Source organism: Rahnella sp. EDr1-12, assembly GCF_049206505.1.
In the GTDB taxonomy this organism is placed as follows: Bacteria; Pseudomonadota; Gammaproteobacteria; order Enterobacterales; family Enterobacteriaceae; genus Rahnella; species Rahnella rivi.
Map to the genome: position 1 here is coordinate 1,091,255 of NZ_JBLZNY010000001.1, position 21,398 is coordinate 1,112,652.

At 53.6% G+C, this 21,398-nt stretch carries 21 protein-coding genes and 1 riboswitch; of the genes, 12 read left to right on the forward strand and 9 right to left on the reverse strand.

The annotated features are described in order from the left end of the window. Positions 1 to 20 precede the first annotated feature (20 nt). The 8 genes from mrdA (at position 21) to lipA (ending at position 9,116) form a co-directional block, all read left to right on the forward strand. Entirely contained in the window at positions 21 to 1,925 is a 1,905-nt protein-coding gene (mrdA, locus tag ACO0U8_RS05190; RefSeq protein WP_136376400.1) for a peptidoglycan DD-transpeptidase MrdA, read from the forward strand. 6 nt (positions 1,926 to 1,931) lie between these two features. Then, the gene (gene mrdB / locus ACO0U8_RS05195; RefSeq protein WP_056771490.1) at positions 1,932 to 3,044 is read left to right on the forward strand and encodes a peptidoglycan glycosyltransferase MrdB; all 1,113 of its coding nucleotides are present in this window, start codon (positions 1,932 to 1,934) and stop codon (positions 3,042 to 3,044) included. Between the two features lie 9 nt (positions 3,045 to 3,053). Then, entirely contained in the window at positions 3,054 to 4,190 is a 1,137-nt protein-coding gene (gene rlpA / locus ACO0U8_RS05200) for an endolytic peptidoglycan transglycosylase RlpA (protein ID WP_421670408.1), read from the forward strand. A 139-nt stretch (positions 4,191 to 4,329) separates the two neighbouring features. After that, positions 4,330 to 5,538: a D-alanyl-D-alanine carboxypeptidase DacA gene (dacA, locus tag ACO0U8_RS05205; protein WP_421670409.1), complete on the forward strand. Its 1,209-nt coding sequence runs from the start codon at positions 4,330 to 4,332 to the stop codon at positions 5,536 to 5,538. Positions 5,539 to 5,663: 125 nt separating this feature from the next. Then, positions 5,664 to 5,927, forward strand: coding sequence for a DUF493 family protein YbeD (gene ybeD, locus ACO0U8_RS05210; RefSeq protein WP_056771481.1), 264 nt, complete (start codon positions 5,664 to 5,666; stop codon positions 5,925 to 5,927). Positions 5,928 to 5,984: 57 nt separating this feature from the next. Beyond that, positions 5,985 to 6,683, forward strand: coding sequence for a lipoyl(octanoyl) transferase LipB (gene lipB / locus ACO0U8_RS05215; RefSeq protein WP_217204939.1), 699 nt, complete (start codon positions 5,985 to 5,987; stop codon positions 6,681 to 6,683). A 168-nt stretch (positions 6,684 to 6,851) separates the two neighbouring features. After that, positions 6,852 to 7,790, forward strand: a complete 939-nt coding sequence (locus ACO0U8_RS05220; protein WP_056771474.1) for a YbeF family transcriptional regulator — start codon at positions 6,852 to 6,854, stop codon at positions 7,788 to 7,790. A gap of 360 nt (positions 7,791 to 8,150) precedes the next feature. Beyond that, positions 8,151 to 9,116 carry a lipoyl synthase gene (gene lipA / locus ACO0U8_RS05225; protein WP_056771471.1) on the forward strand — a complete coding sequence of 322 codons (966 nt, stop codon included), beginning with the start codon at positions 8,151 to 8,153 and terminating at the stop codon, positions 9,114 to 9,116. Between the two features lie 131 nt (positions 9,117 to 9,247). Here lipA and tatA read toward each other — a convergent pair whose 3' ends face one another. From tatA to ACO0U8_RS05255, 6 genes are all read right to left on the reverse strand, one after another. Further along, positions 9,248 to 9,454, reverse strand: coding sequence for a Sec-independent protein translocase subunit TatA (tatA, locus tag ACO0U8_RS05230; RefSeq protein ID WP_056771468.1), 207 nt, complete (start codon positions 9,452 to 9,454; stop codon positions 9,248 to 9,250). Positions 9,455 to 9,694: 240 nt separating this feature from the next. Continuing rightward, complete coding sequence (locus ACO0U8_RS05235) at positions 9,695 to 10,492, reverse strand: amino acid ABC transporter ATP-binding protein (RefSeq protein WP_238485285.1); 798 nt, start codon at positions 10,490 to 10,492, stop codon at positions 9,695 to 9,697. Continuing rightward, positions 10,489 to 11,472, reverse strand: a complete 984-nt coding sequence (locus tag ACO0U8_RS05240) for an amino acid ABC transporter permease (protein WP_421670410.1) — start codon at positions 11,470 to 11,472, stop codon at positions 10,489 to 10,491. Before ACO0U8_RS05240 ends, ACO0U8_RS05235 begins: the two co-directional genes overlap by 4 nt. Then, complete coding sequence (locus ACO0U8_RS05245; RefSeq protein WP_122095887.1) at positions 11,469 to 12,377, reverse strand: ABC transporter substrate-binding protein; 909 nt, start codon at positions 12,375 to 12,377, stop codon at positions 11,469 to 11,471. Before ACO0U8_RS05245 ends, ACO0U8_RS05240 begins: the two co-directional genes overlap by 4 nt. Before the next feature lie 193 nt (positions 12,378 to 12,570). Continuing rightward, positions 12,571 to 13,365, reverse strand: coding sequence for a deaminated glutathione amidase (locus tag ACO0U8_RS05250; RefSeq protein WP_056771460.1), 795 nt, complete (start codon positions 13,363 to 13,365; stop codon positions 12,571 to 12,573). A gap of 17 nt (positions 13,366 to 13,382) precedes the next feature. Next, positions 13,383 to 14,342 carry a nitrate ABC transporter substrate-binding protein gene (locus ACO0U8_RS05255; RefSeq protein ID WP_136377084.1) on the reverse strand — a complete coding sequence of 320 codons (960 nt, stop codon included), beginning with the start codon at positions 14,340 to 14,342 and terminating at the stop codon, positions 13,383 to 13,385. A 231-nt stretch (positions 14,343 to 14,573) separates the two neighbouring features. Here ACO0U8_RS05255 and ACO0U8_RS05260 point away from each other — a divergent pair, with 231 nt between their 5' ends. The 4 genes from ACO0U8_RS05260 to ACO0U8_RS05275 all read left to right on the forward strand — a co-directional run bounded on the left by ACO0U8_RS05260 (position 14,574) and on the right by ACO0U8_RS05275 (position 18,726). Further along, a complete protein-coding gene (locus ACO0U8_RS05260; protein ID WP_421670411.1) occupies positions 14,574 to 15,917 on the forward strand; it encodes an aminotransferase class I/II-fold pyridoxal phosphate-dependent enzyme in 1,344 nt (447 codons plus the stop codon). A 22-nt stretch (positions 15,918 to 15,939) separates the two neighbouring features. After that, positions 15,940 to 16,002, forward strand: a riboswitch (Fluoride riboswitch). A gap of 64 nt (positions 16,003 to 16,066) precedes the next feature. Further along, positions 16,067 to 16,450, forward strand: coding sequence for a fluoride efflux transporter CrcB (gene crcB, locus ACO0U8_RS05265; protein ID WP_122095890.1), 384 nt, complete (start codon positions 16,067 to 16,069; stop codon positions 16,448 to 16,450). 422 nt (positions 16,451 to 16,872) lie between these two features. After that, a complete protein-coding gene (locus ACO0U8_RS05270) occupies positions 16,873 to 17,529 on the forward strand; it encodes a TetR/AcrR family transcriptional regulator (RefSeq protein WP_122095891.1) in 657 nt (218 codons plus the stop codon). Positions 17,530 to 17,538: 9 nt separating this feature from the next. Continuing rightward, positions 17,539 to 18,726 (forward strand): multidrug effflux MFS transporter, encoded by a 1,188-nt coding sequence (locus ACO0U8_RS05275; RefSeq protein ID WP_421670412.1) that lies wholly within the window; start codon positions 17,539 to 17,541, stop codon positions 18,724 to 18,726. Positions 18,727 to 18,812: 86 nt separating this feature from the next. Here ACO0U8_RS05275 and cspE read toward each other — a convergent pair whose 3' ends face one another. The 3 genes from cspE to ACO0U8_RS05290 form a co-directional block, all read right to left on the reverse strand. Next, complete coding sequence (gene cspE / locus ACO0U8_RS05280) at positions 18,813 to 19,022, reverse strand: transcription antiterminator/RNA stability regulator CspE (RefSeq protein WP_056772010.1); 210 nt, start codon at positions 19,020 to 19,022, stop codon at positions 18,813 to 18,815. Between the two features lie 176 nt (positions 19,023 to 19,198). Next, a complete protein-coding gene (locus tag ACO0U8_RS05285) occupies positions 19,199 to 19,936 on the reverse strand; it encodes a DUF2076 domain-containing protein (RefSeq protein ID WP_183846173.1) in 738 nt (245 codons plus the stop codon). A 203-nt stretch (positions 19,937 to 20,139) separates the two neighbouring features. Then, the gene (locus tag ACO0U8_RS05290; protein WP_056771439.1) at positions 20,140 to 21,270 is read right to left on the reverse strand and encodes an ABC transporter substrate-binding protein; all 1,131 of its coding nucleotides are present in this window, start codon (positions 21,268 to 21,270) and stop codon (positions 20,140 to 20,142) included. Positions 21,271 to 21,398 lie beyond the last annotated feature (128 nt).

The window sequence follows — 21,398 nt, forward strand, 5'->3', positions numbered from 1 at the left end:
AACATGAATTAAGTAGTGGGATGAAAATAGATCGTAACCCTTTTCGCGACTATACGGCTGAATCAGCCCTCTTCGTGCGCCGTGCACTGGTGGCGTTTATAGGCATTCTGCTACTTAGCGGTGTCCTGGCCTTCAATCTGTATAACCTGCAAATTGTTCGTTTTCAGGACTACCAGACCCGTTCCAATGATAACCGGATTAAGCTGGTGCCCATTGCGCCCAGCCGCGGGATTATCTATGACCGCAACGGCACCCCCCTGGCGCTAAACCGCACCATTTACCAGCTCGAACTGGTACCGGAAAAGGTGGATGACTTACAGGCCACGCTGGAAGCCCTCAAGCCTATCGTCGATTTAACCTCTGACGATATCGATAATTTTAAGAAAGAACGTCAGCGTTCCCGCCGCTTCACGTCCATTGCGGTCAAAACCGCATTGACAGAAGTTCAGGTCGCCCGTTTTTCTGTAAACCAGTTTCACTTCCCCGGCGTGGAAGTAAAAGGCTATCAGCGCCGCTACTATCCTTATGGATCTGCGCTGACGCACGTCATTGGCTATGTGTCGAAAATTAACGATCGTGATGTGGAACGTCTGGATAAAGACGGGATTTTGGCGAACTACGCAGCCACGCATGATATCGGCAAACTCGGCATCGAACGCTATTACGAAGACACCCTGCACGGCAAAACCGGTTACGAAGAAGTCGAAGTTAATAACCGTGGACGGGTGATCCGCCAGTTGCATGAAGAGCCACCGCAGGCAGGTAAAGACATTTATCTGACCATCGATCTGCCTTTGCAGCAGTATATCGAAGAACTTCTGACCACCAGCCGCGCGGCGGTTGTGGTGAGCGATCCGCGTGATGGTGCGATACGCGCGCTGGTTTCCAACCCAAGCTACGATCCGAATCTGTTCGTCGAGGGGATCTCCAGCAAAGATTACAGCCGGCTGCTAAATGATGCCGATAAACCGCTGATCAACCGCACCACGCAGGGCGTGTATCCACCGGCCTCAACGGTAAAACCTTACATTTCTGTGTCTGCGCTGACCTCCGGCGTGATCACCAAAAACACCTCATTATTTGATCCGGGCTGGTGGCAGTTACCAGGCTCGGATAAGCGTTATCGCGACTGGAAACACTGGGGGCACGGGCGTCTGAACGTCACCAAAGCGCTTGAGGAATCCGCCGATACCTTCTTCTACCAGGTTGCGTACGATATGGGTATCGACCGGCTTTCAGAATGGATGGGTAAATTTGGTTACGGGCATTATACCGGGATCGATTTATCGGAAGAGCGCAGCGGGAATATGCCAAACCGTGACTGGAAGTTTAAACGCTTTAAGAAACCCTGGTATCAGGGTGACACCATTCCGGTCGGCATCGGGCAAGGCTACTGGACCGCCACACCGATACAGATCATGAAGGCGATGACGACGTTGATCAATGACGGGGATGTCAAAACACCGCATCTGTTGCTGAGTACCACAAATGACGGCAAACAAGTGCCTTATCGCCAGGAAGAAACCACGCAAATTGGTGATATCCATTCCGGCTACTGGGAAATTGCCAAAGACGGCATGTACGGCGTAGCCAACCGGCCGAACGGTACCGCAAGGAAATATTTTGCTGATGCGCCTTACAAAGCCGCGGCGAAATCCGGTACAGCACAAGTTTACGGTTTGAAAGCCAATGAAATCTATAATGCGCATAAGATTGCCGAGCATCTGCGTGACCACAAACTGATGACCTCTTTTGCCCCGTACGACAAGCCCACCGTGGCTGTGGCTGTGGTGCTGGAGAACGGCGGTGCGGGTCCGGCGGTGGGGACAATTTCCCGACAGATCCTCGACCATATTTTATTGGGCGACAACAAGACACAATTACCGGCTGAGGCCCCCGTGGCACCCGGAACCGAAGGTGATTAACCGGCAATGACTGAGAACCAACAAAAAAGATCATTGTGGTCGAAAATGCATATCGACCTGACGATGCTGCTGATCATTCTTGCGCTACTGACCTACAGTGCGTTCGTGATGTGGAGCGCCAGCGGTCAGGATATGGGCATGATGGAACGTAAAGTCGGCCAGATCCTGATGGGTCTGGTGATCATGCTGGTCATGGCGCAAATCCCGCCACGCGTCTATGAAAGCTGGGCGCCGTATCTCTATATTTTCTGCGTATTCCTGCTGGTGCTGGTGGATGCGTTCGGCAGTATCAGTAAAGGCGCGCAGCGCTGGCTGGATCTGGGCATCATTAAATTCCAGCCGTCAGAACTGGCAAAAATCGCCGTACCGCTGATGGTGGCGCGTTTTATCAACCGCGATGTCTGCCCGCCTTCGCTGAAAAATACCGCCATTGCGCTGGCGCTGATTTTCATCCCTACCCTGCTGGTGGCGGCACAGCCCGACCTCGGCACCTCCATTCTCATCGCCGCTTCCGGCTTGTTTGTACTCTTCCTGTCAGGCATGAGCTGGAAACTGATTGCCGTCGCCGCCATTCTGGTCGCGGCCTTTATCCCGATTCTGTGGTTCTTCCTGATGCACGATTATCAGCGCGACCGCGTGATGATGTTGCTGGATCCGGAAAGCGATCCGCTCGGGGCGGGCTATCACATTATTCAGTCGAAAATTGCCATCGGCTCAGGCGGTTTCTCCGGTAAAGGCTGGCTGCACGGCACCCAGTCCCAGCTGGAATTCCTGCCGGAACGCCATACCGACTTTATCTTTGCCGTGCTTGCCGAGGAACTGGGGCTGATTGGCGTTCTGGTGTTACTCGGCCTGTACCTATGCCTGATTATGCGCGGACTGATGATCGCCGCCCATGCCCAGACAACCTTTGGGCGGGTGATGTCCGGCGGCCTCATGCTTATACTGTTTGTCTATGTGTTTGTTAACATCGGCATGGTCAGTGGTATTGTCCCGGTGGTTGGGGTACCTTTGCCTCTGGTCAGCTATGGCGGGTCAGCACTCATCGTGCTAATGGCAGGGTTTGGTATCGTCATGTCGATACATACTCATCGAAAAATGATGTCAAAAAATTTATAGAGGTGAGCAATGCGTAAGGAGTGGCTTGGAGCTGTCATTATCGGTTTGCTGTTAAGTGGTTGTGCCACTGAAGAGACACAGCAACAACAACCGGCACCGCAGCAAGCCTACAATGGCCCTGTGGTAGAAATCGGCGGGGCTGATCCGCGTTACGAACCTTATAACCAGGGCACGATGCAGGATTATACCGTTAACGGTAAAACCTATAAAATCGTCAAAGATCCGTCCAACTTCTCGCAGGTAGGTCAGGCAGCCTGGTACGGGCAAGAAAACGGCGGGAACACGACCGCGATTGGCGAAGAATTTGATCCGACCGCCATGACCGCCGCCCACCCTACACTGCCGATCCCAAGCTATGTGCGCGTGACGAACATGGCAACCGGCCGCATGCTGGTCGTGCGTGTCAATGACCGTGGTCCTTATGTGCCGGGTAAAATTATTGACCTGTCACAAGCCGCCGCCGATCGCCTGAATCTGACCAACAGCACGAAAGTACGTATCGATTTCATTAATGTGGCGCAGGACGGCACGATGACAGGGCCGGGCACCATCGGCACGACCGTCGCCAAACAGTCTTACGCGCTGCCCGCGCGCCCGAGTTTAGGGGCCAGTGAAATGGGCACGCCAACGCTGTCTGCTGAACCGGTAAATGCTGCGGATGTCCGTCCGATCAGCAACAGTACGCTGAGCAATCCAGGCGCTGCCCCGCTCACAAATGATGAGAGTGGAAGTGCCAACGTCACGGCCGCGACGCAATCCGGTAACAGCGGCAGTGGAGGTTTCCTCAGTGCACCGACGCCGCTGCGTAATGGCGTTCTTGAAAGCAGGGAACCTGTCGCCGCACCGGTAATGGCCAGTGCAGCGCCTGTCGCCGCGACGGCTGCCGTGGCCGCACCTGCGCACACGTCTGCCATCCCGACCTCAGGCTATATGGTTCAGGTTGGCGCGCTGAGTAATCCGCAAAATGCACAGCTTTGGCAGAAAAGCCTCAGCCAGCGTTTCTCGGTGCCAGGAAAAGTTCAGGCTAATGGCAGCACCTATCGCGTGCAGCTCGGCCCGTTCAGCACCCGCCAGCAGGCCGAACAGTTGAAACAACGACTGGCCAGCGAAGCACAGCAGCAATCCTTCGTCACAGCCGGTATGTAACCGATTGGAACAGGGCGTAAGCCCTGTTTCATAAGTAAAAATCAGTAAGCGCCGGTAATCGCAGATGTCTGACGTCTGACTCTTCTGCTATAGTGACGCACGTTTATCACCTACTCCTACGGATGTTGTTGTCCCGATCATGAAACTTGTAAACACTTCACGTCTCGTCAAAAGCCTCGCATTTGGCACCTTTATCTCCTTCAGTGCAGCGTCCGCTTATGCCGACGATGTTAATTTAAAAACAATGATCCCTGGCGTTCCGCAAATTGATGCAGAAGCCTATGTCCTGATCGACTACAACTCCGGCAAAGTGTTGGCAGAAATGAATGCCGATGCCCGTCGTGACCCGGCCAGCCTGACTAAAATGATGACCAGCTACGTGATCGGTCAGTCTATCAAAGCAGGTAAAATCAGCCCGACCGATATCGTCACCGTCGGCCAGGATGCCTGGGCAACCGGCAACCCGGTCTTCAAGGGCTCTTCCCTGATGTTCCTCAAACCGGGCGATCGCGTGCCGGTTTCTGAACTGAACCGTGGCATTATTTTACAATCAGGTAATGATGCCTGCGTGGCGATGGCTGACCATGTCGCCGGCAGTCAGGACGCCTTTGTTGCCATGATGAATAACTACGTCAACGCGCTCGGCCTGAAAAATACCCACTTCGGTACAGTTCATGGTCTGGATGCGGAAGGCCAGTACAGCTCGGCGCGTGATATGGCGTTAATCGGCCAGGCACTGATCCGCGATGTACCGGAAGAGTACGCTACCTACAAAGAGAAAGAATTCACCTTCAACAATATCCGCCAGATGAACCGTAACGGTTTACTGTGGGATAACAGCCTGAACGTGGATGGCATCAAAACCGGTCATACCGAATCTGCAGGTTACAACCTGGTGGCTTCGGCGACTGAAGGCCAGATGCGTCTGATCTCAGCAGTGATGGGTGGTCACACCTACAAAGGGCGTGAAGTTGAAAGCAAAAAGCTGCTGACCTGGGGCTTCCGTTTCTTCGAAACCGTTTCTCCGCTCAAAGCAGGCAAAGAGTTCGCATCTGAACCCGTCTGGTTTGGTGATACCGATCGTGTGGCGCTGGGCGTGGAAAAAGATGCTTACCTGACCATCCCTCGCGGTCGTATGAAAGATTTGAAAGCCAGTTACGTCATCAATACGCCAGAACTGCACGCACCATTGCAGAAAAATCAGGTGGTCGGCTCGATCAACTTCCAGCTTGATGGCAAAACCATTGATGAGCGCCCTCTGGTTGTCATGAACGAAGTGAAAGAAGGCGGTTTCTTCGGGCGTATCGTGGATTACATCAAACTGATGTTCCATCACTGGTTTGGTTAATTTGCCTGCTTGAAATAGTTTGCAACAGTACCCATATAGTGGGTATAGATATTAGCTCCCGCTCCGGCGGGAGTTATACTTTCAGAGACAATACTTAATACGCGGTACAACACGCTGGAGTGCACATGAAAACCAAACTGAACGAACTGCTCGAATTCCCTTGCACCTTTACCTACAAAGTAATGGGCCTGGCACAACCCGAGCTGGTGGACCAGGTTGTGGAAGTCGTGCAACGCCATGCGCCTGGCGATTACAATCCTCAGGTAAAACCGAGCAGCAAAGGGAATTTCCACTCCGTTTCTATTACGATCACTGCCACGCACATCGATCAGGTCGAAACCCTGTACGATGAGCTGGGTAATATCGAAATTGTCCGCATGGTGCTGTAAGCCCTTTCTGAATGATCCGCGCCTGAGCGACTCTCTCGCGCGGTTTTCTCCCTTCTGATGACGATAACCGCCGTGCAATCACAAAATCCGCAAGAACGTATCGTACTGCGCCAGCTTGGCCTGCAGCCTTATGAACCGGTTTCACTGGCTATGCATCATTTCACTGAACACCGTACAGCCGACTCTTTTGATGAGATCTGGCTGGTTCAGCATCACCGCGTCTTTACTCAGGGTCAGGCGGGCAAAGCAGAACACGTGCTGATGCCGGGTGATATTCCTGTTGTCCAGAGCGATCGCGGCGGCCAGGTGACCTACCACGGCCCCGGCCAGCAGGTGATGTACGTCATGGTAGATTTGAAGCGGAAAAAGCTCGGCGTACGCCAGCTAGTTACCGCCATCGAACAGACCGTTGTCGATACGCTGGCGCATTTTTCCATTGATGCCTATCCGCGTGCCGATGCGCCGGGTGTCTACGTCGATGGCAAAAAAATCTGCTCTCTCGGGCTGCGCATTCGCAAAGGATGCTCACTGCATGGTCTGGCGCTGAACATTGATATGGATCTGGAACCTTTCCATCGTATCAACCCTTGCGGTTACGCCGGGCTGGAAATGACGCAGGCCAGTCTTGAGAAGCCGGGGCTGACGGTTGATGACGTCATGCCTGTACTGGTAAAGTCCTTTAATCATCAACTTAATTATCTGCAGGTTGATGATCTTCCATGGCGGCCGGAGTCATATTCCTCCCCCACCCTGTGATGCCGGATTGTGTATCAGGCAGGCAAAACGACTAATAACGAGTTTTACGGCGAGATTTGGTTTAGTATCACCGGGTTAAGTATCGCAAAGCATCTGATCGCTTACGGATAAGCGCACCCCCGGCCACCCGCACGCCGGGACAGTCTTCAACACTGTCAGGAATGTTTTATGGATGATAAAGATATTAGTGCCAGCCTGAATAAGCTCCGCAATTTGGATCTCAACCTGCTGACAGTTTTTGAAGCGGTGTATCTGCACAAAGGCATTGTTCATGCAGCAAAAGCGCTGAACCTGACTCCGTCGTCGGTCAGCCAGTCTATTCAAAAGCTACGCAATACCTTCCCTGATCCTTTGTTTATTCGCAACGGCCAGGGCATCAGCCCGACAGCCTATGCCACTAATTTGCATAAACACATCAGTCAGGGACTCAGCGCCATTCTCACCGGGCTGGACTTCACGCACGATAATGATAAATCTCGCGTACTGACGGTAAGTTGTTTCCCCTACATTGCGCTGATTACTTTCCCGCTGATCCTCAAAGAACTTGAGAAAATAAACTGTAACTACACACTGAAGCACCTTCCGCTCAGTGATCCTGAAGATACGCTGATTCAGCATCGTGCCGATTTAGTGATCGACACCAGCCCGTTGTTCAACAAATCGCTCAGGGGCTGCACGCTGATGTCGGATCACACCGTATTTGTGTGCCGCGAGAACCATCCGACCGTGAGCAAAACGCTGACGACTGAACAGGCGCTGACCATGCCGCAAACGACGATCATGACCAATGCCAGCGACCTGAGAAGAATGCAGTTTGAGCTCAGTGAATCCTTGCCCGATCGCCCGATTGTGTTCACCAGCTATAACGCGATCAATATTCTCTCAATGGTTGCCAATACTGATCTGCTGGGCATTTTGCCGGAAAAGATGGTGGATATGTTCGCCCCCACGTTCAAAGTGCAAAAACTGAGCTGCGAAATTCCCACACTGTCATACAGCGTGATCATGTATTACAACAAAACCGCCAAGAGCGACAAAACCTTGAGCATGATTATCGATGCTATTGATGTTGCGTTCGCCGGGCAGGAAAAGCGTTCTCGTTCGTAACGTCTGAAAGATAAAGCCGACGCCCGGGGAAATACCGGTTTTCCTCTTGTAAATTTTCACGGGCAGTTAAAAATTTACACACCATTAACACCCTCCTGCCTCGCCCGCCACACCTGATAAATACCTTTTATTTTCAGTTGATTATGATAATGCATAACCCGCGATTATCTCCTCAGGGTGTGACTCAGGTTAAATATTTGCAGCATTTAGCACTTCATGTCATGACGAAGGGCTGAACGAAGTGATGCTTCAATGATATAATTTCCGCATTATTTCTACTTTTTTTGATGAATCAGCCAGTTCATTGAATGTCCTGAAAAATCTCGAGTTACGAGAGACAAACCTGGAAGCTGCAAGACTATGAGTAAACCGATTCAGATGGAACGCGGCGTTAAATACCGCGATGCAGATAAGATGGCGTTAATCCCGGTGAAAACCGTGGTCAGCGACCGGCAGGAAATGTTACGTAAGCCGGCATGGATGAAAATCAAATTGCCTGCCGACTCATCCAAAATTCAGGGCATCAAAGCGGCACTGCGCAAGAACGGCCTGCACTCCGTTTGTGAGGAAGCGGCCTGCCCGAATCTGTCAGAATGCTTCAACCACGGTACCGCGACCTTTATGATCCTCGGCGCCATTTGTACGCGCCGCTGCCCGTTCTGCGACGTGGCCCATGGACGCCCGACCGCGCCAGACACTAACGAGCCTGAAAAACTGGCACAGACCATTGCGGATATGGGCCTGCGTTATGTGGTGATCACCTCGGTTGATCGTGACGATCTGCGCGACGGCGGTGCTCAGCACTTTGCCGATTGTATTGCCGCCATTCGTCTCAAAAACCCGACGATTAAAATCGAAACGCTGGTGCCTGATTTCCGTGGCCGTATGGATCGCGCGCTGGACATTCTCAATGAGACACCGCCAGACGTCTTCAACCACAACCTGGAAAACGTTCCGCGCGTTTACCGCCAGGTGCGTCCGGGGGCAAACTACGAGTGGTCGCTGACCCTGCTGCAACGTTTCAAAGAAGCGCATCCGGAAGTGCCTACAAAGTCAGGCCTGATGGTGGGTCTGGGTGAAACTAACGAAGAAATTATCGAAGTGATGCGCGATCTGCGCCGTCACGGGGTGACCATGCTGACGCTCGGCCAGTACCTTCAGCCAAGCCGTCACCACCTGCCAGTGCAACGTTACGTGAGCCCGGAAGAGTTCGATCAGATGAAAGAAGCCGCGATGGAAATGGGCTTCACTCACGCGGCCTGCGGTCCGTTCGTGCGTTCGTCTTATCACGCCGATCTGCAAGCGAAAGGGATGGAAGTTAAATAATCTGAGGCGCTGAAGTCACCTTCAGCGCTTAATATTTTGTTACTTCTTTATGCCTGAATGCAAAAAAGGTTGTTCGCGAGAACAACCTTTTTTATTTTGGCCGCCACACCAGAGACTTCAGTACGGAATACTCAGTCTTTATGCTCTACGCGCTTTTCTTCTTCAGCCGTTTTTTCAGCTGTCGCAGGTGCCGGGGTAGCATCATCATTCATCGCTTTCTTAAAGCCACGCAGTGCAGCACCCAGGTCACCGCCCAGAGAGCGCAACTTGCTGGTACCGAACAACAGAACGATCAGCACGCCGACCACTAACAATTTAGTAATACTTAGACCTTCCATACATACCTTCTTTACACTGAGTGCCAGAAAACAGCGGTAACAACCTGTCATTATTAACGGCCATTCACGACGCTAATACAAACCGAAAATGTAACAGAACGGATCCAGTATTGTGCGCATTATGACCAGCGACGGCGATTATGAGCGAGAACTGCCTGCTCATAAAGCACTTCTGCCATCGGGCGGAGGAAATACGCTGCAAACTTGATGTTGACCCGGATTTTGTTGCACCGCTGCCCGTCAGATAAAGCGGCTTAAGAAGGCCTGCGTGCGAGGATGCTGTGGATTAACCAGCACCTCGCCCGCCGTTCCCTGTTCGACCACAACACCGCGATCCATAAACACCACGCGGTCCGCCGCCTCTTTCGCAAAACCAATTTCATGCGTCACAACAATCATCGTTAAGCCCTGCTTCGCCAGATCCCGCATGGTTGACAGCACTTCGCCCACCAGTTCCGGGTCGAGCGCCGAGGTCGGCTCATCGAACAGCATCAGTTTAGGTTTCACCGCCAGCGCGCGGGCAATCGCCACACGCTGTTGCTGTCCGCCAGAGAGATGGCGCGGATAAGCATCGGCTTTATCGCTCAGACCGACCTTTTCCAGCAGCTCGCGGGCATATTTTTCCGCCTCCTGCCGCGACTCTTTATGCACGCCAACCGGGGCTTCGATAATATTTTGCAGCACGGTCATGTGCGGATAAAGATTGAATTGCTGGAACACCATACCGATATCCCGGCGCTGGCGTGCAATCGCCCGTTCAGACAATTTATGCAGCCGCTCGCCACGCAGCTCATACCCGATTTGCTCGCCGCCCACCATGATTGAACCGCGATCGATATCTTCCAGATGATTGATACAGCGCAGAAATGTCGATTTACCCGAGCCCGAAGGCCCGAGGATGACCACAACTTCGCTGGGTTTCACATCCAGATCTATGCCTTTCAGCACTTCATTGTCGCCGTAACTTTTATGCACGTTACGGGCAACCACCAGTGACGCCGGTTCGGATGACCCGATGTCGGAGGGTAAATGACTCATAAGTCCTCCTTTCGGGCCATGCCCGGTGAATTCATAATCGGCGCGGCTTTATCTTCCGCAGCATGTTGACGGCGCTTCACGCTGGGCAACGTGCGGCGCGTGCCACGGGAGTAGTAACGCTCGATGGCGGACTGTCCGAGATTAAGCAACGACGTGATGAACAGATACCAGATCACCGCAACCATCAGCATCGGCACCACTTCGAAGGTCCGGTTGTAAACGGTTTGCACCGAATATAACAGGTCACCCATGGCAATGACGCTGACCAGCGACGTCGCTTTGATCATACTGATCAGCTGGTTACCGGTAGGCGGAATGATCGAGCGCATGGCCTGAGGAATAATGATCCGGCGCAGCGCACGACCACGACTCATGCCAAATGCCTGGGCCGTTTCAGCCTGACCGTTATCGACTGACAGCAAACCGGCGCGAATGATTTCTGCCATGTACGCGGCCTCATTCAGCGCCAGCCCCGCAAAGGCGGCCGTCAGCGGTGTGATCAAATCATTGGTATTCCAGCTCATGTATTCAGGGCCAAACGGAATGCCCAACACCACGCGCGGGAACAACGTCGACATGTTGTACCAGAACAACAGCTGAACCAGCAGCGGCGTACCCCGGAAGAACCAGATATAAAGCCCCGCCAGCTGCCGCAGCAATAAGCTGTTCGACAAACGCGCTATCGCCAGCATCAGACCAATGAACACACCGAGCACCATTGAAACGACGGTCAGGCCGAGCGTGACGCCCAGACCTTTAATCACCGTACCTTCCGTGAACCATTGGGCAACAACGTGCCATTCAAAGTTTTTATTCTGCGAGATGCCCCAGAGAACATCCGCGGCGATCAGCAGCACCACAATCCATGCCACCCAGCGGCCAACGCTGCGTGGCGCATGGGAGAACTCAACGTTACGACGTGGATCCTGCGTATAGTCGTCCTTGACTGCCGGCTTTAAACTATACGTTTTATCGGTCATTTAGGTTGTGCCTTTGCCAGATTGATGCCCGGTGCCTGGATCATGTTGCCTTCCAGACCCCATTTTTTCATGATGATGGCATAGGTACCGTTATCAAACAGCTTCTGATAACCGGCGAGAATCGCATCCCGCACCGCTGAGTCTTTCGGCACCACCGTCCCCTGGAAAATATCACCGAAACCATTCGGCTGGCCGGTACCGGTCAGTTCCAGTTGGCCATTGGCTTTCTCAACAAAATAGGTCAGCGGCGCCTGAGAAGAGAAGAATGCGTCAGAGCGGTTGGAACGCACCGCCAGAATGGACGTTGGCTGATCGCTGAAAGATTGCACGGTCACGGCAGGTTTGCCGTCTTTCACGCACACTTCAGACTGCTTGCGGATAACCTGTTCCGCTGACCCCCCCGCCATCACGGCAATGCGTTTGCCGCAGGTATCGCCGAGAGCATTGATCTTTTCCGGGTTGCCTTTACGCACACCAAACACAACGAACTCTTTGACGAAATCGACGAAATCATTCTTAGCCTGACGATCAGGATAATCGCCAATCGGGCCGATGCCCATCTGGTAGCGGCCAGCGGCCATACCGCTGAGGATCCCGGACAAACCGGTCACCGAGGCATGTTCAATTTTTACACCCAGCACTTCTCCCAGCGCATGGGACAAATCGGCACTCGCGCCGTCGAGGCCGTTGCTGCCGGTCACGATTTCATAAGGAGGAAAAGAGCCATTATTCACAGAGGTCATCACACCCGACTTCTGAATGTCCGCAGGTAATTTGGCGTGGATCGCCGGGTCCATCGTCTGAGTCGGGATCGCAACACTTTCAGCAGCAAAAGCATTTAAGGAAGACACGGAAAGTAAAGCAGCAGTCAGCACCGCGGCCTGACGTAATTGTTTTGCCATCATCTCTTATTCCTCTGTGTAAAAAATCAGTCTGTGAGTTTATGAATGTTGTGTATTTATAATTGGAGCCTTCCGTGGCGAACTTCTTTTGAGTGATATTTTTGGGGTCTTTCTTTACAACGAGTTCCCTGGTGAGGCGCTCGCGTTACTGCCTTGAGCACTGAATATCAGCCGTTGAGGACCGGCCGGATCAGGCTCAGTCGTTGTGCAGCTGCGGCAAACCAAAACGACGGTTTGCCAGCACCGGCAACACTTTTCGGGCATGTGCCAGACGTGCTTTGTCCAGCTCGGCAAATATCAGGGCGGGGGCTTCGGCGGCGCGGGCAATCGCCACGCCCAGCGGATCCACCACCATACTGTTGCCGATATTACGCTCGCCACATTCACCCACTGCCACCATGTAACTGGTATTTTCCAGCGCGCGAACCGAGACCAGCATGTCCCAATGCATTTCTTTCAGCGGACCTTTTACCCAGGCAGCAGGCAGCACCAGCACGTCTGCGCCATCCAGCACCAGACGGCGCGCCAGCTCCGGGAAACGCACGTCGTAACAGGTCATCAGGCCGATGTTAAACCCGGCCACCTCAACCAGCGGCGGCACATCATCGCCCGCGGTGACGTTCTTGGATTCCTGTGACGAGAAAGCGTCATACAAATGCAGCTTGCGGTATTGCGAAATAATTTCGCCATTGCGGATAGAAATCAGCACGTTATAGGCACGATTGTCTGGCGCAGGCGTATGCACGCTCATCATGGTGGTCATCTGATTGCCACGACTGGCGGCCAGCAACTGACTGACAAACGGGCCGTCCAGCGGTTGTGCGGCTTTGAGAACTAAATCCGGATCAGTGATATCGCGCGCCAGAATACCTTCCGGCAGCACCAGCAAATCCGCGCCTGCTTCCAGGGATTTCGCCATCAGCGAAAGGCAGGTTTCTACGTTAGCTTCCCACTCGCGGGAAACGGCAAACTGACCTAATGCAACTTTCATCGTGATTTCTCCGGCCATTAACGGGTGGCAAATTGCGGGAACAAATCTGCCGGCGTCAGGCGCTGAGCGGTCAGCCCCTGGGCATGTAATTCATAAGCAAAATCGTCGATCATTTTTTCGTTGGCGGCGAAACCGTTTGCATTCCAGTTCGCAGGCAAATCGACCACTGTGCGGCGTAAATCATCCAGCAACCACGGCGTGGTATCGGCGTATTTCGCGCGCTTATCCATCCAGAGTTCATAAGACTGATCGATAATGTCGCTTAACGCCTGCGGCAGCCAGGGGTGAGCGTCAGCCAGCGCCGGTTTGATCGCCAGTAAGTGAATACCGGGGATGTAACCCACGCGGTTAAAATAGGCCAGTTCAGCCGCGCGGAAATCCGGCTGGAACTGACGGAAACCGGAATCCGGTTTAAAGAAGCCGTCAGGCATAAATGGCGTGAAGATCGCGTCCAGCCAGCCTTCCTGCAACAGTTCCATCATAGGACGTTCGCCCGGAACCGCTTCGATACGCCCTTCGCGGCCAAAACCCGCCAGACGATCAACAATCGGGTGCGCCTGCGTCAGACGGCCCACGTACCAGTTAGCGTCTTCGATACCCACGCCTTCCAGCGCCAGCAGCGTACGGGTCCAGGTATTGCCTGAATCCTGCCAGCCGGTAAGGCCGATGCGTTTACCCGCCAGTTGCGACAGTTCGGTCAGCGGACTGTCTTCGCGGGTGATAATGCAGCGCTGACGAAAACCGCGCATCAGGAAGTGCGGTATGGCCAGCAGATCGGTTTCACCACGGGCGCGGCCCTGGGCATAGCGGCTGAAAGAGACTTCACCGGCGTCGTACTTCTCGCTGGTCGCCAGGTTATCGACCAGCGTACCCACACGATCAATCTCGAGGGTAAACCCTTCAGGTTTAAGATCGCCCAACGCCAGTGGCGTAAAATAATCCCAGTCACGAACGGCCAGCCTGATGGTAATCGTCACATCTATCCCCTTAAGTGTCAGCATTTGATATGCAGAAAGACAATGCTGCGCTGCGCAGTTTGTTCATCATTCGTTCACAAACTCGTCCACAAACGCATTAGATTCTTTTACGAAGGAGATGATGTTCACGACAGCATGATTATTTTATCGCCTCCGTTGGCTAAGTTTGATACTAATGGCATAAATTAATATGTACAATAGAATCTTTGTTACTGAACAAAAGGCAAAAAAATGGCTGAAAACTCCCCGGAAAAAACGCTGGACGCAGAATGGTTAGCAATACAATTGCAGGACCGTTCAATGCGGGGTATTGCGATTGAAACGGCGGCGCTGATCCGCTCGGGCGTGATCGAAATTGGTACCCATCTGCCTGCCGTGCGTGAGCTGGCGCAGGCGTTAGGCGTCAGCCCGGCCACGGTTTCCGCCGCCTGGGGCCAGCTGCGTCGGCAAAAAGTCATTGCCGGACGCGGCAGAAATGGCGTCTGGGTTTGCGGCGACATGCTTTCACCGCGCCCTGCCCGTTTTGAAAAAATCGGTAATTTTGGCGAGCACATCATCGCCGATCTGGCGCTGTCTTCGCCCGATCCCGCGCTGTTGCCAGATCTGCATGAAGCCATGCAGCAAGGGGTCAGCGCCGATAACCTCAACAGTTATCAGCGCGAAGCCATTGCCCCGGCTTTACTGGAGGCGGTGAAACCTGACTGGCCGTATGACGCACCGGCGTTTATGGCGGCTGACGGCGGGTTCGATGCGATGAATCTGGCACTGCAAACCTTACTGATGCAGGGCTCAGTGGTCGCGATTGAAGACCCGACGGCCACGCGATTGCTGGATATGCTGGATAATCTTGGCGCGCAGGTGGTGCCGGTGAAATGTGATGAATTCGGCCCGACGCCGGAATCACTGAGCCACGCGCTGGCCAAAAACCCGTCGGCATTTATTTTCCAGCCCCGCACTCATTCCCATTGCGGCCATGCACCTGATGCAGAACGTTTTGCGGCGCTGGCGGCCATTCTCGCCGGGAGCAATGCGCTGATTATCGAAGACGATGGTATCGGACAGCTCTCCGCTTATCCGCCGGTCAGCATGGGCAGCGTCCTGCCGGAGCGCACCGTACACGTGCGCTCCTATTCAAAAGCCTATGGCCCGGATTTACGGCTGGCCGTGCTTTCCGGTTCTGAAGATCTCGTCAAACAAATCAAATCTTTCCGCAACTTTGGCGCAGGCTGGTCGAGCCGCATTTTGCAACAAGCGCTGGCATGGCTGATTAAGGATCAGAACACTCAGGAAGGGATTACGCATGCCAAAGCGATTTATGCCGCACGGCGCAAGGCAATGTCAGATGCCCTGCGCATCCGCGGTGTGAACATCCCTGAGCGCGACGGGCTGGCGATGTGGATCCCGGTGCCGTCAGAGCAGTTCGCGCTGGTGACGCTGGCCGCACGCGGTATCGCCGTGTTGCCGGGCGAGCGCTGCCGCATCGGACCGGGGCAGTTTATCCGCATCAGCACCAGCCAGATCCACGCAGATAAAGTCGATCTGATTGCCGATGCCATTGTGCTGGCGATGGGCTGACGTTTTACGCTAAAATCAGCCCCTGCTGTATGGAGATGACATTCCTCCCAAACCGCCTTTACCGGCTGATGATGTCTACGCAATCTCGCGAGAGGTTCGTAGCATCGTGCCCGGACCTTTCTGTTTTTTCTCTGTTTATAAGGTTTTCTATGTTCAGCACCTTACTTGCAGTTTTTATTGGCGGCGGTATTGGCAGCGTTGTCCGTTGGTATGTCAGCCTGAAAATGAACGGAATGAGCCCGGTGCTGCCGGCCGGCACACTGACGGTCAATCTGGTCGGCGCATTTATCATCGGGCTGTGTATCGCCATTTTCAGCCGGATGACGCATCTTGATCCGGTATGGAAAATGCTGATCACCACCGGCTTTTGCGGCGGGTTAACCACGTTTTCCACCTTCTCGCTCGAAGTGGTGTACATGTTGCAGGACGGTCGTTTTGGCGCAGCCTTACTCAATATGGCGCTCAATCTCGCCGGTTCACTCGCCATGACCCTGCTGGCGTTTGCACTGGTCAGTTGGTACAGCGCGCACTGATTCACCCCGGCGGCGATCTCTTTTCTGCTCTGAGACGCCGCCGTGGCTTCATTTTGTGACCTGCGTTCCGCTTCCTCTCCTTTGTCTTAATGTTTCCTTCATGTTCTGCCGCGATAATGGCCAGCATCAATTCCGGTTCATTCATGTACACATGAGGTATGCCATGTTCTCTGCTCCAAAAACGTCATCCGAATATCTGGTTGTGGCCCTTTGCGTCCTGACCGTCGCCGCTTTTTTCCAGGCGTACTTCGCTTAATCACACCGCCTGCAGGTTGTGATACCCCTCTTTTCGCTGACGGCGCATTTCTCTGGAATGCGCCGTTTTGCCGTCTTCATCATACAAATATTTACCTGCCGGACCTTATTGCCTATAATTGAGAATGATCGTTCACACTCATTAACGGCGACCCGCCAGGACATCCATGCTTGCCCCACAAACCTGCACTAAAGACGCGCGCATCAACGCCCGACGTGACCAGATCATCGCCGCCGCCCGCCTGTGTTTTCGCAAACATGGTTTTCACGGTGCCGGTATGGCTGAAATCGCCAAAACGTCACAGCTCAGCGTCGGACAGATTTACCGCTACTTCGACAATAAAGACGCCATCATCGAAGAAATTGTTCGCCGGATGGTGACGAATAAAATTCAGCTGATCACCGGTAATGCCCATAATTTACAGCAGGTAGCGCACAATCTGGCGCACCGGCGCATCGGCAATCTGAGCTCGCCGTTTAAAGAAGACATCTGCATGGAACAAAAAGAACAGGCCGAAATAGATCACGCCCTGATGCTCGAAGTCGCTGCCGAAGCGACCCGCAATCCGGTGGTGGAGAAGATCTGGCGTGACTCAGAAAAACAACTGTTCAATGAAGCAAAATCCTTCTTAAGTAAAAGTTTCCCGCAGTTTTCAGATGCTGAAATGACCGCGAAAGTGGAAAGCCTGGCGGTCATCTGCGAAGGCACCGCATTCCGCCGCCTGACTACCGCTCACGCTGATGCAGAACGCCTGGAAGCCTTATACCATCGCTACTTTCAGGATCTGTTCAACACGGATTTTCTCTCCCCCAAACCGGAATAACTCTTCACCATGAGCGCTCACTTGCATGAAAAACGCCTCGGCTACGCCCTGGTTCTCGGATCAATCGCGGCTCTCGGTCCGTTGTGTACCGATCTGTATTTACCGGCTCTGCCGGAGCTGGCCGGAGAACTGAATACCTCGACCGCCAGCGCCCAGCTAAGCCTCACAGCCGGTTTACTCGGCCTCGGTTTCGGCCAGCTGATCTTTGGTCCGCTCAGCGATCGTTATGGCCGTATTCGCCCGCTGTTATGGTCGCTGGCTCTGCTGCTGGCGGCGTCGGTGTGGTGCGCCATGGCGCAGGATATCCATCAGCTGATCGTCGCCCGCTTATTGCAGGGGATCGCCGGTGCCGGTGGCGCGGTATTGTCCCGCGCCGTCGCCAGAGATTTATACAACGGCCATGAACTCACACGGTTCTTTGCGTTACTGATGCTGGTTAACGGGCTGGCACCGATCATTGCGCCGGTGCTGGGTGGTGCGATGCTGAGCTGGATGAACTGGCGGGGGATTTTCGGCGTACTGGCGGTGATCTCCATCATGCTGTTTGCTTCCGCCGCGCTGAAACTGCACGAAACCCTGCCGCAGGAACGCCGTTCTCAAGGCGGAATTTTCAGTATGCTCGGCTCGGTCTTTTCGCTGCTCAGGCACCGTCCGTTTATGGGGTTGTGCCTGACGCAGGGGTTCGTGATGGCCGGAATGTTTGCCTACATCGGCGCATCGCCCTTCGTGTTACAGCAGATTTACCACCTCAGCCCGCAGATGTTCAGCCTGTGTTTTGCCGTTAACGGCATCGGGTTAGTGATTTCCGCGCAAGTATCAACGCGCTTTAGCCGTCGCTATGGCGAAATGGCGCTGGTTAAAACCGGATTGTGTATTGCTGCCGTAGCCTCTGTCGCGCTGGTGATTGCCGCAAGCCTTGGCGCACCGCTGATTATGCTGCTGATACCGCTGTTCTTCTCGGTGATGGTGATCGGGATTGTCAGCCCGAATGCGGGATCGCTGGCGATGCAAAGTCAGGGGAAAAATGCGGGCAGCGCGTCAGCACTGCTGGGGGTGTGCATGTTTGCACTGGGTGCGATTGCCGTGCCCGTCACCGGCTTTGGCAGTATGCCAGCGCTCTCGATGGCGCTGACTATGCTCGGATGCTACGCGATTGCCATCGTGCTGTTTATTACGCTGGTGAAAAAACCGGCGTAATACTCTGCGTATTACAGGCAAAATCTTCTGCGTATTACAGGCAAAAAAAAACCCGCTTCGGCGGGTTTTTAAGTAATCGGCTAAAGTCAGATAGCGATAACGTTAGCAGCCGACGGGCCTTTGGCACCATTGGTGATTTCGAACTCTACGCGTTGGCCTTCAGCAAGGGTCTTGAAGCCCTGGCTGGAAATAGCAGAGAAATGAACGAAAACATCTTTGCTGCCATCTTCAGGGGTAATGAAACCAAAACCTTTAGATTCATTGAACCACTTAACGCTACCTTTAATCTTAGACATCAAACTTACCTTTACGTGAATGTTGGACACAAAATGTGTGTCAAATACAGTACAGCAACAGATCTCCATTTTGTCCAGAATTCTGATGGCAATAAGCGATAAACCTCTCATTCCTGACTTTTCATTGCCGCTTTCTTCTGCAAAATCAGCCATCCACGGCGTGCTGTCGCGAGACGTCAGAAAAACGAATCATCGTCATCGTTGAAATCATCAGAACCCATATCATCGGAACCGAAGCCGGAATCGAGATTGTTGTCGCCCAGGGAAGCATCTTCCCAGGACGGCTGATTGCTGTCGAAACCCTGATTATTGTTATCCAGAAAACTGCTGTCAGCAGGATTGAGATCCTGCACCGGCGGTTCCTCAATGATATTGACGATTTCCTGTGGCTGACTGTGATGGAACATACCGGTCAGCATATCGGCCAGCACCACGCCACCGGCCACACCCGCCGCCGTGCGCAGCGCGCTGCCCAGAAAACCCGGCGCCTGCGCAGCCTGAGCCGGTGCCGGCTGTTGTCCGGCATATTGCGGTGGCTGTTGAGGCTGCGCGCCCCACCCCTGCGTGCCGGGAATCGGCTGACTGCCCTGCTGCGCCGTGCGCTGCGGTTCAGGTTGGGAAGAACCCCCGCCAAACAGTCCGGCCAGAAAACCGCTGCTCTGGGGTTTGGTCTGCTGCGCCTGCTGCAACTGCCCGATCTGCTGTTGCAACGCCTGCACCTGGCCGTTGAGTTTGGTCAGCGCCGCTTCCTGAATAATCATCGCCTGCGCCATGTAGTAAGGAGCCGACGGCTGCTGGCGGATATGATCCTGAATCACACGTTCCGCTTCCGCATCACGCGGCGCAGTGCTGGACTCAGCTTGTTGCAAGCGACTAAAAAGCCCGTCAATTAAACGCTGTTCTTCAGATTGCATACATTCACCTTGTTGATATGGCGTAATTCGCCGTGCGTCGCCCGCTGCAACACACAGCCAGAACTTACGAATCACACTAATACAATTGAATTAAAGTATGAATTAACCGAGTGTCAACGAATGTGACGAATGTAAATGGCGTTCGGGGAGTGTTGCGCAGAAGGAAACCCGCCTGCCGGAAAGCAGGCGGGAGAAGGCCGTACTTATTTTTTAGCTGACCAGCCGAGGATGAAGTCCTGATCCGGCAGCTGGGTGTATTGACGCACGATGTCGTGATACGTCTTCGCAGGATCCAGGGTTTTGAATTCCTGCGGATAGATAAATTTCGCCAGATATTCCATCCCGACGATGTTGTACGGATGGTTATAGAACTGGTGATAAATCGCGTAAACATTGCCGTTCATTACCGCAGGAATTTGCGCCACGCCGGTACGTGAGGTCAGCACTTTCGCTTCTTTATCCAGGCTGGCCTGATCGGCGCCGTAACCGAAAGGCAGAATGTGGGTGACAGAACCGCCCTTCGGACGCGCGGAACCGGTCATGATGTACACGTCCGGCTTCATGCTGATCACCTGCTCAAGCGACACGGTGCCCGACGCGCCCGGCAACAGTTTACTGCCAATGTTATTGGCCTCTACCGCCTGGATCAGTTTGCCCCAGCCTGCGTTGCCGTGGGTGAAACAGCAGGAATCATCGCGACCGGCAATGGGTTCGATGAAGACGTTAGGTTTGTTTTTAATGCCCGCGACGGCTTTCTGAATGCTCTGCAGATGCTCGTTATAGAACTGGGTGTATGCACGGGCATTGTCTTCCTGATTCATCACTTTACCCAGCAGATCGATGCTCGCTGCGGTATTTTTTGCCGGGTCCAGTTCATAGTCCAGGAACACCACCGGAATGTGCAGTCCGGCGAGTTTATCCAGTACACCGGCCTGCGCCAGGGAATCTTTTGCACGCAACTGGGCGATCATCAGATCGGGTTTCTTCGCGATCACGGTTTCCAGATCAATCTGCCCTTTATCACTGAAACCCATATCGAGGATCTTCGCAGATTCCGGCCATTTGCTTTTCAGCATGTCCCAGGTGCCGCTGTCGGTTTTCTTCAGCAGGTTGTTCCATGCCACCACGTGCTGGAAAGGATTGGCCTTATCCAGAACCGCCAGCGCCAGCAAATCACGGCCATCCTGCAAAATCACGCGCTGCGGCGCTTTATCGATAGTGACTTTCTGCCCGGCCAAGTCCGTCACGGTAAGCGGGTACGTGGTGGCAAAAGTGGAGAACGATGCGGCCATCAGACCGGCAACAGACAGCACGCGAGCGGTGTTCTTATACATGCAAAGCCCCGAAAATGAGAATGAATGAAAAGTGATTTTGATAATTGTTATCAAAAAAGGAGGAAATAATAAACAAGGAATGATTGATGAGGCAATGGTTTTGCGGGGATGAACGAGGATAAAACATG